This is a genomic window from Streptomyces sp. NPDC036822 (genome assembly GCF_055609145.1).
Map to the genome: position 1 here is coordinate 31,594 of NZ_JBVJPY010000025.1, position 12,596 is coordinate 44,189.

The following is a 12,596-nucleotide window of genomic DNA, read 5'->3' on the forward strand; positions in this document are numbered from 1 at the left end:
TCGCGGCCGTCAACGAGTGGCTATGACTGACCACGTCACGATGGCGCTGCGTAACAGTGGATGGCCACCGTCTGGTGCGGACTCCACCGCTGCTCGACGGTGGCCATGAGCTCCCAGCCCAGCCGCTCGTACAGGGCTGCCGCCGCGGTATCGGATGCGACGACGTCGAGCACCGGATGCAGGCCACGACGCCGCGCTTCCTCCACTGCCTTACCGATCAGCAGTGCACCGATCCGATGTCCCCTCGCCTGCGGGGCAACGAACAGCCTGCTCACCACGGCGGTCATACCCCGCGTCGCCCCGTTCCGCTCGCTCCACAACGTCGGGGCCAGATCGCCTTCACCGCCTTGCGACAAACTGACATGCCCGGCCAGGCCGCCTTCGAGTTCGGCGACCCAGGAGCCCAGCAGGGGGCCGCGCATCAGCCACTCGCCGGGCTGGTCCGGCCAGTTCACCGGATAGCCGTCGCGCGCATGGACCTCCGCCAGGACCCGTACGCATTCCGCAACATCGCCATCAGCCCTGTGCCGGACCCAGCGGCTCGGCCCCTCGTCCGGCACCCCGGAGCTCTCGATGTTCACCCGGGCATAGAAACACAGGTCACAGAGTCACGACCAACCACTTTCGCTACAAGCCCTAGCCTTCCCGTATGACCGATGAATCCGCCGTGTGGCACCGGCTCGCCGCTCTCCTTCCTGCCGAGGACGCCCAGCGCGTCGCGGACTGTTGGAGTATCGGCGAGCAGGAACGCGGCCTCGACCTGCTCGTCGCCGCCCTGCTGCGGCACCACGTGGCCATCGACGAGAGCACCCGCGCCGAGATCGCCGTCGTCGGCGAAGCCTGGGGCATGTGGCCCCGGCCGCTCGAGCCGCTCCTCGGCCGGTGTGCCGGCGCTGGGACCGCCTCGGTCCTGCGGCTGATCGAGGACGCGGCCGAAGTGCCGCTTCCCGGAACCACCGTCGGTCTGAGCGATCAGCTCCTCCTGGTCCCCTGGATCAGGTGCACGGCGTGCGGCCACACGCTGGCCCGGGCCCATACCCGCGAGCCCTGGGGAGACCTGTCCCTCACTGCCGAGCACTACGCGATCATGGACATCGACTCGGGTTCCGTCACACACCTCTTCACCCAGGGACGCGGCCGGGAAGCATGGGAGGCCTTGCGCACGTCGTGCGGGCCCGAGGCCGGTGCGCAGCCGACGGAAGGGGCGGTTTAGACGTCATCTCCTTTGGTTAGGTGTCGTCGGATAAACGGTGCCGTTCCCAGGACGAGTGCGGCGAAGACGGTCAGTCGTTGAACGCCAGGCTGAGCGGCGAAGCTGCTGTGCTGGATGCCGTAGACCGCGTACCAGTTGGCGGCGAGGTCGGTCACCATGATGACGCAGGCGAGGTCGACGCCTCGGCGTTTGCCACTGATCAGGAACACAGCGGCGAGCGTGTCGAACAGCGCCAGCGACGACCAGTAGAGGTTGAGCCAGCCCGGTGCCCAGTCGTAGGGGTGCAGACCGTGGCTGAGAAGGTCGGCTACATGCGCGGAAGCGCCGACGAAGAGCAGCATGGCCGCGATCACGCAGACCGATATGACCGCCCAGCGCGGGGTGTGGCGCATCCATCCGATCACGCTGTGGATCGTCCCATTTCCGGACGCTGCCCGTCAGGCCGCCAGCCTGCGATAGCAGATGAGAGCGGCTGCCATCCCAGCAAAGGCCGGGAAGTGCTCGGCCTTGCACTCGCAGCGGCGGTGCAGGCGGCGGCAGCCGCGCATCACGGTTGCGGCAAGCCCTGCAACACTTCTCAGTATGGGAGAGTCAGTCGAGATCGTGCCTTACGACCCTGCTTGGCCAGCCATGTTCGCCGAGTGGGGCACGTGCCTCCGTGTCGCCCTCGGTGATGCTGCGGCTCGTATCGACCACATCGGGTCCACCTCGGTGCCAGGATTGGCGGCCAAGCCGGTGATTGACATCCAGGTCTCAGTGGCATCGCTGGAAGCGACGGATGCATTTCTGCGCCCGCTGACAGAGATGGGGCTCGTATACCGGGCGGACAATCCCGAACGGACCAAACGATACTTCCGGGAATCTCCAGGTCAGCGCCGTACCCACGTGCACGTACGGCAACTGGGCAGCTTCTCACAGCAGTTCCCCCTACTGTTTCGCGACTACCTCCGGTGCCACACGGCTGCCGCGAACGAGTACGCGGTAGCCAAGAAGCACTGCGCAGCCAAATTCCGCAACGACCGCACCGGCTATGTCCAAGCAAAAGATGCCTTCGTATGGGACATCATCCGACGCGCTGACGCCTGGGCCCAGCACACCGGCTGGGCTCCCGGTCGCAGTGACGCCTGACCAAGCCTTCCGATGACAGTCGAAGCCAGGGCCGTCGGAGTTTACGAGACAACCCTTACGGCTGAAGTCACCTCATTTGGTGAGTTGAGTCTGCGGTAGCAGATCAGGGTGCACGGAGGAGCCTCAGGCACTACCCGCTGGAACAACTCCCACAGCTCATCCGGCACCAGCCGCTCAACGATCCCCGCTACATCCCACAGCCTACCGAGCCAATTGAGATGGCTTCTCAGAGGGCCCGTTGGGCAGGACGGCCCCCGTCGTCCGAGCGTGGGAGGCCGAGCGGTTCGAGGAGTACGGCGCCGAGCAGTGGTTCGGCGTCGTGCCCGTGGCCACGCCGTCCGGTTGAACCTGACGGCGTGACCACGTGGTTCGACATGTCATGTGCCCGTGCGGGCCAGCGACCAGCGGTGCAGCCGGTCGCCGTCGCGCGTGAGCCACGTGCCGTCTCGTAGCACGGTGACGTCCTCGTCGACCGGCACCGGGTAGTTCAGCCGGCCGAGCGGACGCAGCGTGTCCGTGTGCAGAAGCCAGTGCCGCGTCTCCGGCGCTCCGCCCAGCGGGTGGACCCGGCCCGGAACCAGGACATGCCGTTCGTCCAGGACCTGGGCGGAGAAGAACTCGTCGTTCTCCGGGTCGAGGCACAGCTCCGCGAGATCCAGCAGCCCGGTCCGCTCCCCGGAGCCGAGGTCGTACACCGCCAGCTCATCACGGTCGTCGTCGGCGAAGAGGTACTCGGCGTACCGTTGCGTCAGCGCCCGGAAGCCCGGAAGGAACCCCGCCAGCGCGTACATCCACGTGCTGCCGAGAAGGGGCAGACCGTCGGTGCGCGGATCGACCCACCACGTCGACCAGCTCTGCCAGGCGGTCCAGCAGGACACCACCACCGCCCCGCCGTCCGGGTGCCAGCACTGCGACGCGCCCGACGCCAGCGAACGGATCTGCCGACGGCCGCGGACCTCGCCGGTGGCGGCGTCCAGGAGCACCAGCTCGTCCCAGGTGTAGTTGCGACCCGGCTCCAGGTCGTACACCAGGGCCGCTTTCCGGCTGTCGGGCTCCAGCGTCGGCACGAGGACGCTCACCAACCGTCCGTCCGGACTGACGGAAGGGGTGGAGTGCGCCCGGGCCACGCCGTGCCAAGGGTCGTGGGCGAACTCCCAGCGCGTGCTGCCGTCGGAATCCACCGCCCGCACCGACGCCACCTCGGCCACCACGAACCCGCCATCGGGTCCGGGGGCCGCTCGGCCCTGCTCCGGCGTGCGCAGAGTGGCGGTCGCGCTCCGGCCCCTGCCCGTCAGGAAGCCCTCGCGGTCATGGACCTCCACAAGTCCCGGCGTACGAACGAGGAGCCGCCCTCCGGCGATCGCCTCGACCGTGCCCTGGACCCGCGTCGTGCCGAGCGGCACCACGTCGATCCGTTCATCCCCCGTCGTTTTCATACGCGCATGCTCGCAAGCGCCCCGCCGGCTCCGCCAGCCGTTTCTCCGGCAGGCCTCCCACGCGTGGGGGACCACGCCGACCCGAGGCACCTCCGGACGTTCCGCGCCTCCGACCGGGCATCCTGGGTACGTCAAGCCCGCGGGCCGCCCGCCGACAGCTCCCCTGTCATCGCGCCTCGTACGACCGCCGTCCGCCGATGCGAGATCATGGCAGTCGTCAACGCCGACACTTTGCAGAAAGAGGACCGAGGTGGCCGAGGAGGAAGCCGTGGCGGTCACGGTCGCGGACCTGATCGCGGCCGCACCGGACGGCCAGAGCGGTGCCTTGTGGCGGCTGGGTGCGTCCGGGCGCCAGCTGGACGCCAACGTGGTGCGGCTCCTGCCGGGCACCGATGTCGCCGTCCACACGGAGGCCGAGGTCGACGTGCTGCTCCTGGCCGTCGCGGGTGGAGGCTCCGTCACCGTGGACGGCGCCGCGTCGGAGCTCGTTCCCGGCGCTCTCACGCTCCTTCCGCGAGGCGCCGCCCGCGGGCTGCGAGCCGGCCCGGACGGGCTGGTCTACCTCACGGCGCACCGCAGGCGTGCCGGCATGAGCATCGGCAGGCCGCCCAGGACCGAACCCCTCACGGAGCAATGCGCGGTGCACCTCGTGTGCGGCCGATGCCAACGGCACGCGATCGAGGTGGACGCGCGGTTCTGCAGCCGGTGCGGCACCGCGCTGGCGCCCCGGCCCACGGCCACCTGACGCTCTCGCGACGGAGCGCGGCCCGGGCACGACGGGCTCCGCCCGGAACCTCAGCGTGGCCCTGCTGCTACGGGCCCGGGCCCGGGCCCTGCTCGGCCTCCGCCACCGCGGGACCTGGCGGAGGAGTACCTCGAAGACGGCAGGCGATCCCGGTCGGGACGGCGGCCGGTCTGTCCCTCGCAGGCCCCGTCTGGGATGCTGAAGGCCAGGCTCGACAGGGGGGCATACGGTGTACTCGGAACCTATGGCGCGAGCGGTTGTGGAACCGGCAGTACGCAAGCTGCTGCAGCAGTACCCCCGTGGCAGGCCGTTCTCCACGACGGTCACATCCGGCGGGGACGACTTCACCATGTGCGCCCACGTACGGGCGCAGTGGGCGGCACCGGGTCAGGTGAAGATCGCACTGGCCTGTTGGGTCGTCAACACGGACACCGCGCGCTATATCGGAGGCAACCCACCTGCCATCGAGGAGATGAGGCTGCCGCCGGAAGGCACAGCGCAGTGGGACGAGGACCTGACCAGCCGGGTGATCGGCCACCTCGCAGCTCGTATGAACGCTCTTGCCTCCGCCCGGCCGACCACGGACGAACACCTCACCATCACCGTGCCTCTCGTCCTGACGTAGCGCACGGGCCGTACGACGTCCCGTGCGCGGCGTACCTTCCGCCCTGCCGCCGCACGGGACGATGCCCCGGGACCGTGAGCTGCCCGGTCCTCGGGGCCCGGGTGTCAGACGCTGTACTGAGCGGCGTACTGCTCGCTGGGCGGGACGACGGTGATGACGTCGATGAGCACACCGTCCGGGGCGGCGACGATGAAGTGGCGCTGGCCGAACTCCTCGGTACGCAGCGGCAGTACTTCGGGCAGGCCGGCCTCCGCCACGAGCCGCTGATGCTCGGAGTCGACGTCGTCCACCTCGAAGTTCAGCAGCAAGCCCCCCTGAAGCGCGCCCCGGTGGCCTTCGGGGACGGTCGCGTGGGTGCAGTCGAGGAGGGCCAGCTCGTAGTGCGAGGCGTCGGGGCGGCGCATGCTGACGTACCAGTCCGCCTCGAAGGTCACCTCGAACCCGAGGTGGCGGGTGTAGAAGTCGCGGGAGGCCGCCACGTCCCGGCTTGCGAGCACCGGGTAGAAGCCGCCGAGCGCGGTCCTGGGCGTGGTCGTGGGTTCGTTCGTCATGGCAGGCTCCCTCGACTTCATTTCGCATACCCTCGGTATGTGAATCATGGCGTTAGCATACCCTCGGTATGCGACATGGGAAGGGCGGTGCGCTCGATGACGGTCAGCCGGGCGGAGCAAAGGGCGGCCACGCGGCGAGCGCTGCTGGCCGAAGGGCGGCGGCGGTTCGCCGCCGACGGGTACCACCACGTGGTGCTGGCCGAGGTGGCGCGGGGCGCCGGGGTCACCAAGGGGGCCGCCTATCACCACTTCGACAGCAAGGCCGGGCTCTTCCGGGCTGTCGTGGGCGAGATCCAGCAGGAGCTGGGGGAGCGGGTCGCGACCGCCGCCGAGCGGCACGAGGACCTCTGGGAGCAACTGAGGGCCGGTTGCCGGGCCTTCCTGGCCGCGGGAACCGACCCGGCGGTGCGGCGGATTCTGCTGGTCGACGCGCCGACCGTGCTCGGCTGGGACGAGTGGCGGGCCATGGACGAGGAGTCCTCCGCCCGGCATCTCGCGGAGGCCCTGACCGCGCTCGCCGCAGTGGGGATCATCGCCGATCAGCCCGTGGAGCCCCTGGCCCGGTTGCTCTCGGGGGCGATGAACGAGGCCGCGCTCTGGATCGCGCGGGGTGGGGACCCGCAGGCGGGGGAGCAGGCACTCGACCGGCTCCTCGCGGGCCTTCGCACCAGGGCCTGACCTTTCAGGGTCTTGCAGGCGGGAAGTCGGGTCGTGGCCCGGACGAGGGGCCGTTGCCCAGCACCTCCTGCCCGGCCGCCACCTCCTGGCCGGAGCCCCCGTACAGCTTCACGATGCGCCTAACCCCACGCGCCGCGCGCCGAACCCCACGCGCCGCGCGCCGGGCGCACGCGCCGCGCGCACGCGCCGCGCACCGGGCGCACGCGACTCGGCCTCACCCCTGCGTGTGAGGCCGGCGACTCCCCGGTTTCGAATGCGCAAGCAATGCCGCAAGGGCAGCGGCCCCGAGGGCGGGCCCCGGTGATATCGGCCGAACGGCCCAGCCAACGATTTGCCTCCCCGGAAATGTCTACGTATGCCCATACTCTCGTCCTGCAATTACGAGAGTGCTCCGCATGTCAGCTCGTCCGGCCAACTGCCCTGTGGCTGACCGTACGCACGGGGTGCGGCCGTACCACTTCTCATCCCTGGAGAAACACATGCGCGTTGCCGTGACAGGCGGCGGTGGTTTCCTTGGGTCGCACCTGTGCGAGGCGCTCTTGCGGCGCGGCGACTCGGTGGTGTGCCTGGACGATTTCTCGACCGGCGACCCCGAGAACATCGCCCCTCTTCTGTCGGACCCGTCCTTCGAGTTCCAGCACGCCGACGTGAGCGAGGCCGTGGAGGTCGCCGGCCGCGTCGACGCCGTCGCCCACCTCGCGTCCCCCGCCTCCCCGCCCGACTACCTGCGCCGTCCGCTGGAGACCCTCTCGGTCGGCAGCCGGGGCACCGAGAACGCCCTGCGTCTGGCACTGCGTCACGACGCCCGCTTCATCCTCGCCTCGACCAGCGAGGTCTACGGCGATCCACTGGTCCACCCGCAGGAGGAGGCGTACTGGGGCAACGTCAACTCCATCGGGCCCCGCAGCGTCTACGACGAGGCGAAACGATACGCCGAGGCGGTGTCCGCCGCGTACCGCCGCACGCACCACCTCGACGTCGGCATCGCGCGGATCTTCAACACCTACGGTCCCCGGATGCGCCCGCACGACGGCAGGGTGGTCTCCAGCTTCATCACCCAGGCCCTCACCGGTGAACCGCTCACCATCTACGGAGACGGCGAGCAGACCCGGAGCTTCTGCTACGTCGACGACCTGGTCCGTGGTCTCCTCGCGCTCCTCGACTCCTCCGCGATGGGCCCGTTCAACCTCGGCAACCCCGTCGAGCGCACCGTCTCCGAACTCGCCGCGATCGTCCTGGCGATGACCGGCTCCACCTCCGAGGTGAAACACCATCCGCTGCCGGTCGACGACCCGGCCCGACGCCGCCCGGTGATCACCCGCGCCCGCGAAGAGCTGGGCTGGGAGCCGGAGATCGACATCACCGAGGGCTTGCGCCGGACCGTCGCCTACTTCCGCGCCCGTCCGGAGCGGCTCACCGCGTCGGCCGCGGCGATCCGAGGCGCCCAGCACGACACGGTCCCGCTGGCCATGGCGGCGAGCCGGACCGGCCGGCAGCAGAGCATCCCGGTCCCGGCGGCCGCCGGCACCACCGTGGCCTCCACCGCCGCACGCGGACCGTCCGCCTCGGGCGGCTGATCCCGGCGCCGCGGCCGGCCGGTGCCCATTCCGGCCGTGGCGCCCCGGATCCCGCCCTTCCCCATCCCAAGGCCCGCCGTCGCACCGCCTGGAGAACTCGCTGCCATGACGTCGTTGGAGCAAGGCCCCGGCCACGGGACCGGCACCATCCAGGAACTTCCGCACCCGTCCCCGGTCCCCGGCTCACCGGAGGAATGGGACGCGCTGGGCAAGGAGATCCGAGCCCTGTCGAACGGTGCGGTGGCCTCCATCGGTCCGGACGGCCCCGTCCTCGCGCTGCCATCGCACCGGCTCACCGCCCTCCCCACCAGTTTCGTACGGGCGTTCTCGCGCTCCGACCGTGTTCTCGTCGCGCTGCTTTCCCTCGGCTGGGTGGCCTGCCTGGTCTGGTTCTGGACCTGGTGGTTCCAGCCGTCGCACCGCATCGGCTGGCTCGGCCTGATCATCAACAGCGCCCTGCTGCTGTACCTGACCTACCTGCCCGTCCACTTCCTCGTCGCGCTGATCCGGATGCGGCGGTTCGATCCGGCCGTCCCCGTACCGGCGCTGCGCACCGCGTTCGTCGTGACCCGCGCTCCGTCGGAGAGCTGGGACATCGCCCGCACCACGCTGGAGGCGATGCTCGACCAGGACTTCCCGTACGCCTACCACGTCTGGCTGTGCGACGAGGACCCCACCGACGAGATCTACGACTGGTGCTGGGAGCACGGCGTCAACGTCTCCTGCCGGCGCGGCCGTATCGACTACCACCGGGCCGACTGGCCGCGGCGCACGCGGTGCAAGGAGGGCAACCTCGCCTTCTTCTACGACCACTGGGGTTACGCCCACTACGACGTGGTCGCCCAGCTCGACTGCGACCACGTCCCCGGGCCCCGGTACCTCGCCGAGGTGGTTCGGCCCTTCGCCGACTCCGCCATCGGCTATGTCGCCGCCCCCAGCGTCTGCGACTCCAACGCCGACGACTCCTGGGCGGCCCGGGGCCGGCTGCAGCGCGAGGCCATGTTCCACGGGCCCGTGCAGCTGGGCCACTCCGCCGGCCTCGCACCCGTGTGCATCGGCTCGCACTACGCCGTCCGCACCCAGGCGCTCCGCGACATCGGCGGTCTCGGCCCCGAGCTCGCCGAGGACTTCTCGACCACCTTCCTGCTCAGTTCGGCAGGCTGGCAGGGCGCGTTCGCGATCGACGCGGAGGCGCACGGCGAGGGTCCGCTCACCTTCGGCGCGATGATCACCCAGGAGTTCCAGTGGTCCCGCAGCCTGGCCGTGATGCTGCTGGGCATGCTGCCGCGCCATCTGGGCCGGATGTCCCTCAAGCTTCGGCTGCGCTTCGGCGCGGCGCTGATGTACTACCCGCTGCTGGCCGTGGCGACCGTCATGGGCATCCTGCTGCCGCCGATCGCCGCGATCACGGGCGCCCCCTGGATCGACGTCAACTACGTCGACTTCCTGGCGCACTTCTGGAGCATGTCCGTCTGGCTGATCCTGCTGACCGTGCTCTGCCGCCGCCGCGGTCTGCTCCGTCCCAAGGACGCCGCCATCTTCAGCTGGGAGATCTGGCTCTTCGGGCTCTCCCGCTGGCCCTACGTCGCATGGGGCGTGCTCGCCGCGGTGACGCAGAAACTGCGACCCCGTCAGATCACCTTCAAGGTCACGCCCAAGAAGCGCGACGGCCTGGAGCCGCTCCAGCTGCGCTCCGTCGCCCCCTACCTGCTGATCACCACGTTCCTGTCGGGATCGGCCCTGGTCGGCCAGCTCACCGGTCCCGCCGTCGGCTACGTCTTCCTGTGCATCCTGGGCTCCGCCTCGTACACCGTCGTCACCCTCGCGATCGGCGCCCTCCACGTCAAGGAGACCGCGCGCGCGACCGGTGCCTCCGCCCTCCGCGCGCTGCGCACGGCCGCGCTCCCGCTCGCCGCCGGCCTGCTGTGCCTGCTGCCCCTGGGGCTCGCCGTCGCCCTCTTTCCCACCTACCTCACCGGCTTCTACGCCTGGTGACGGCCCCCACGGCCGATCGAGAAATGAGATTCCCCGTGCCCCAGACGGTCCTGGTCACCGGCGGCGCCGGTTTCATCGGCAGCCATACCTGTGTCGAACTGCTCCGCTCCGGCCACGAGGTCGTCGTGCTCGACGACCACTCCAACAGCTCCCCCGAGGCCCTCGAACGCGTCGCGAAGATCGCGGGCCGTCCGATCGCCGCGGCCCACACCGCGGACGTGCGGGACAGGCGCGCCCTGGACGCCGTCTTCGCGAGCCACCCGATCGACGCGGTGGTCCACTTCGCGGCGAAGAAGGCCGTCGGGGAGTCGGTGCGGATCCCGCTCACGTACTACGACATCAACGTCGGCGGCACCACGGCCCTGGTCTCGGCGATGCACGACCACGGGGTCCACAGGCTGGTGTTCTCCTCGTCCTGCTCGGTCTACGGCGACACCACCATCGTCCCGCTGACCGAGGATTCCCCGGTCGCCCCGACGAACCCCTACGCCACCACCAAGTGGACCTGCGAGCGGATCCTCGCGGACCTGTGCCGGCACGTGCCGGAACTGCGGGTGCTGGCGCTGCGGTACTTCAATCCCGTCGGAGCCCACCCCAGCGGACTGCTCGGCGAGGACCCGCAGGGCGTGCCGAACAACATCATGCCGTTCCTCACCCAGGTCGCCGTGGGCCGCCGCGAGCAGCTGAGCGTCTTCGGCGACGACTTCCCCACGCCGGACGGCACCGGGATCCGCGACTACGTGCACGTCGTCGACGTCGCCGAAGGACACCGCGTGGCCCTCGACCACATCGACGATGAGCCCGGCATGCGGGTCCTCAACCTCGGTACCGGGCGCGGCGCGTCCGTCCTCGACCTCGTGCGCACCTTCGAGGAGGTCTCGGGGCGGCCGATCCCGTACCGGGTGGGCGGACGCCGCCCCGGCGACGTCGCCGAACTCGTCGCCGATCCGGCGAGGGTCGCCGCGGCCTGGGGCTGGACCGCGCGGCGTGACCTGACCGCGATGTGCCGCGACGCGTGGAACTTCCAGCAGCAGAACCCGTACGGCTACACCCCCTGACGCCTCCCGTACCCCTTCCGCCCAGACAGGAGAACAGCGCATGCGCTTGACCGTCATCGGTACGGGATACCTCGGAGCCGTGCACGCCGCGTGCATGGCCGAGATCGGCCACGACGTCCTCGGTGTGGACGTCGACGTCGAGAAGATCACGGCCCTCGCCGAGGGCCGGCCGCCGTTCTACGAACCAGGACTCGGCGACGTCCTGACCCGGGCGCTCGCCTCCGGGCGCCTGCGCTTCACCACCAGCCTGCGCGAGGCGGCGCTGCACGGCGAGGTCCACTTCATCTGCGTGGGCACGCCGCAGCAGGCCGGCTCCCAGGCGGCCGACCTGCGGTACGTGGACGCCGTCGCCGACGGCCTCGCCCCGCATCTGCCCGCCTCGTGCCTGGTGGTCGGCAAGTCGACCGTCCCGGTGGGCACGACCGCGCGCCTGACCGCACGCCTCGCGGGACTGACACCGGCCGGCGTGCGGGCGGAGGTGGCGTGGAACCCCGAATTCCTCCGCGAGGGCTTCGCGGTCGAGGACACGCTGCGGCCCGACCGGCTCGTGGCGGGGGTGACCAGCCGGGAGGCCAACGAGACGCTGCGCCGGGTGTACGCCCCGATCCTGGGGGCGGGGGTTCCGTACATCAGCACGGATCCGAACACGGCCGAGCTGGTGAAGGTGGCGGCCAACTCCTTCCTCGCCACCAAGATCTCGTTCGTCAACGCCATGGCCGAGGTCTGCGACGCGACGGGCGCGGACGTGGCCACCCTCGCCGACGCCCTCGGCCACGACAGCCGGATCGGCCGGCGGTTCCTCAACGCCGGCGTGGGCTTCGGCGGCGGCTGCCTGCCCAAGGACATCCGGGCCTTCACCGCCCGCGCCCAGGAGCTCGGCGTCGGGCCCGCGGTGGCCTTCCTCGACCAGGTCGACGCGATCAACAAGCGCCAGCGGGACCGGACCGTCGCCCTCGCCCGCCGGCTGCTCGGCGGCGACGCGGCCGGCCGCCGGGTGACCGTCCTGGGCGCCACGTTCAAACCGAACAGCGACGATGTCCGCGACTCGCCGGCGTTGGCGGTCGCGGCGGCGCTGCACCGACTGGGCGCCGAGGTCCGGGTGCACGACCCGGAGGGCACCGCGAACGCCCGGCGCGCCCACCCGGAGCTGCGGCACACCGCGGACCTGTTGACGGCGTGCCGGCACGCGGAACTCGTGCTCCACCTCACCGAGTGGAGCGAGTACCGCGAGGTGGCCCCGGGCAAGCTGGCCCGCGTGGTGCGCGAGCCGGTCCTCATCGACGGGCGCAACGCGCTCGCGCACGACGAGTGGCGGGCGGCCGGCTGGACCGTCAAGGCACTGGGCCGCCCCGCCCCGACGGACCCGCTGCCGGATCCGCTGTCGGACGGGCCGACGGCCGCGCTGTCCGACCGGCTGTCGGCCGCCCGGGACGGGGAGCCGCTGCGGTCCACGATCGCCACCCCGGCCGGTGAGCCGGGCCGCACCGCGGCGACGGTGTCGCCGGCGCTCCCGGCCGCCAGGGTCTAGGGAGGCCCCGGAAGGTATCGGCGTCCGCCCGAAGGGCGTCGCGGCCCAGGCGATACTTCCGG

At 70.8% G+C, this 12,596-nt stretch carries 13 protein-coding genes; 9 read left to right on the forward strand and 4 right to left on the reverse strand.

What is annotated here, in order from left to right; translation table 11 throughout:
- Window positions 1–35: 35 nt before the first annotated feature.
- Window positions 36–581, reverse strand: a complete 546-nt coding sequence (locus ACZ68P_RS33100; protein WP_471012721.1) for a GNAT family N-acetyltransferase — start codon at window positions 579–581, stop codon at window positions 36–38.
- 68 nt (window positions 582–649) lie between these two features.
- On the opposite strand from ACZ68P_RS33100, the gene ACZ68P_RS33105 reads away from it, so the two are divergent.
- On the forward strand, window positions 650–1,213 hold the full coding sequence (locus ACZ68P_RS33105) for a hypothetical protein (RefSeq protein ID WP_471012723.1): 564 nt from the start codon (window positions 650–652) through the stop codon (window positions 1,211–1,213).
- Here ACZ68P_RS33105 and ACZ68P_RS33110 read toward each other — a convergent pair.
- The gene (locus ACZ68P_RS33110; RefSeq protein WP_471012725.1) at window positions 1,210–1,617 is read right to left on the reverse strand and encodes a hypothetical protein; all 408 of its coding nucleotides are present in this window, start codon (window positions 1,615–1,617) and stop codon (window positions 1,210–1,212) included. The genes ACZ68P_RS33105 and ACZ68P_RS33110 overlap by 4 nt on opposite strands.
- 178 nt (window positions 1,618–1,795) lie before the next feature.
- Between ACZ68P_RS33110 and ACZ68P_RS33115 the strand changes: the two genes are divergently transcribed.
- Window positions 1,796–2,341, forward strand: coding sequence for a GrpB family protein (locus tag ACZ68P_RS33115; RefSeq protein ID WP_471012726.1), 546 nt, complete (start codon window positions 1,796–1,798; stop codon window positions 2,339–2,341).
- Window positions 2,342–2,718: 377 nt separating this feature from the next.
- On the opposite strand, the gene ACZ68P_RS33120 is transcribed toward ACZ68P_RS33115, so the two are convergent.
- Window positions 2,719–3,777 carry a hypothetical protein gene (locus tag ACZ68P_RS33120; protein ID WP_471012727.1) on the reverse strand — a complete coding sequence of 353 codons (1,059 nt, stop codon included), beginning with the start codon at window positions 3,775–3,777 and terminating at the stop codon, window positions 2,719–2,721.
- 250 nt (window positions 3,778–4,027) lie between these two features.
- Here ACZ68P_RS33120 and ACZ68P_RS33125 point away from each other — a divergent pair, with 250 nt between their 5' ends.
- Complete coding sequence (locus tag ACZ68P_RS33125) at window positions 4,028–4,522, forward strand: hypothetical protein (protein WP_471012728.1); 495 nt, start codon at window positions 4,028–4,030, stop codon at window positions 4,520–4,522.
- Between the two features lie 244 nt (window positions 4,523–4,766).
- Window positions 4,767–5,147, forward strand: coding sequence for a hypothetical protein (locus ACZ68P_RS33130; RefSeq protein ID WP_471012729.1), 381 nt, complete (start codon window positions 4,767–4,769; stop codon window positions 5,145–5,147).
- Window positions 5,148–5,251: 104 nt separating this feature from the next.
- Here the strand turns inward: ACZ68P_RS33130 and ACZ68P_RS33135 are convergent, their stop codons facing one another.
- Window positions 5,252–5,698, reverse strand: coding sequence for a VOC family protein (locus ACZ68P_RS33135; protein WP_471012731.1), 447 nt, complete (start codon window positions 5,696–5,698; stop codon window positions 5,252–5,254).
- 75 nt (window positions 5,699–5,773) lie between these two features.
- On the opposite strand from ACZ68P_RS33135, the gene ACZ68P_RS33140 reads away from it, so the two are divergent.
- From ACZ68P_RS33140 to ACZ68P_RS33160, 5 genes are all read left to right on the forward strand, one after another.
- Window positions 5,774–6,376 carry a TetR/AcrR family transcriptional regulator gene (locus ACZ68P_RS33140; protein WP_471012732.1) on the forward strand — a complete coding sequence of 201 codons (603 nt, stop codon included), beginning with the start codon at window positions 5,774–5,776 and terminating at the stop codon, window positions 6,374–6,376.
- 479 nt (window positions 6,377–6,855) lie between these two features.
- The gene (locus tag ACZ68P_RS33145; protein ID WP_471012733.1) at window positions 6,856–7,953 is read left to right on the forward strand and encodes a UDP-glucuronic acid decarboxylase family protein; all 1,098 of its coding nucleotides are present in this window, start codon (window positions 6,856–6,858) and stop codon (window positions 7,951–7,953) included.
- A gap of 105 nt (window positions 7,954–8,058) precedes the next feature.
- Entirely contained in the window at window positions 8,059–9,948 is a 1,890-nt protein-coding gene (locus ACZ68P_RS33150) for a glycosyltransferase (protein ID WP_471012735.1), read from the forward strand.
- 35 nt (window positions 9,949–9,983) lie between these two features.
- Entirely contained in the window at window positions 9,984–11,006 is a 1,023-nt protein-coding gene (gene galE, locus ACZ68P_RS33155; RefSeq protein WP_471012738.1) for a UDP-glucose 4-epimerase GalE, read from the forward strand.
- A 40-nt stretch (window positions 11,007–11,046) separates the two neighbouring features.
- Window positions 11,047–12,534 carry a UDP-glucose dehydrogenase family protein gene (locus ACZ68P_RS33160; protein WP_471012739.1) on the forward strand — a complete coding sequence of 496 codons (1,488 nt, stop codon included), beginning with the start codon at window positions 11,047–11,049 and terminating at the stop codon, window positions 12,532–12,534.
- The last annotated feature ends 62 nt before the right edge of the window (window positions 12,535–12,596 follow it).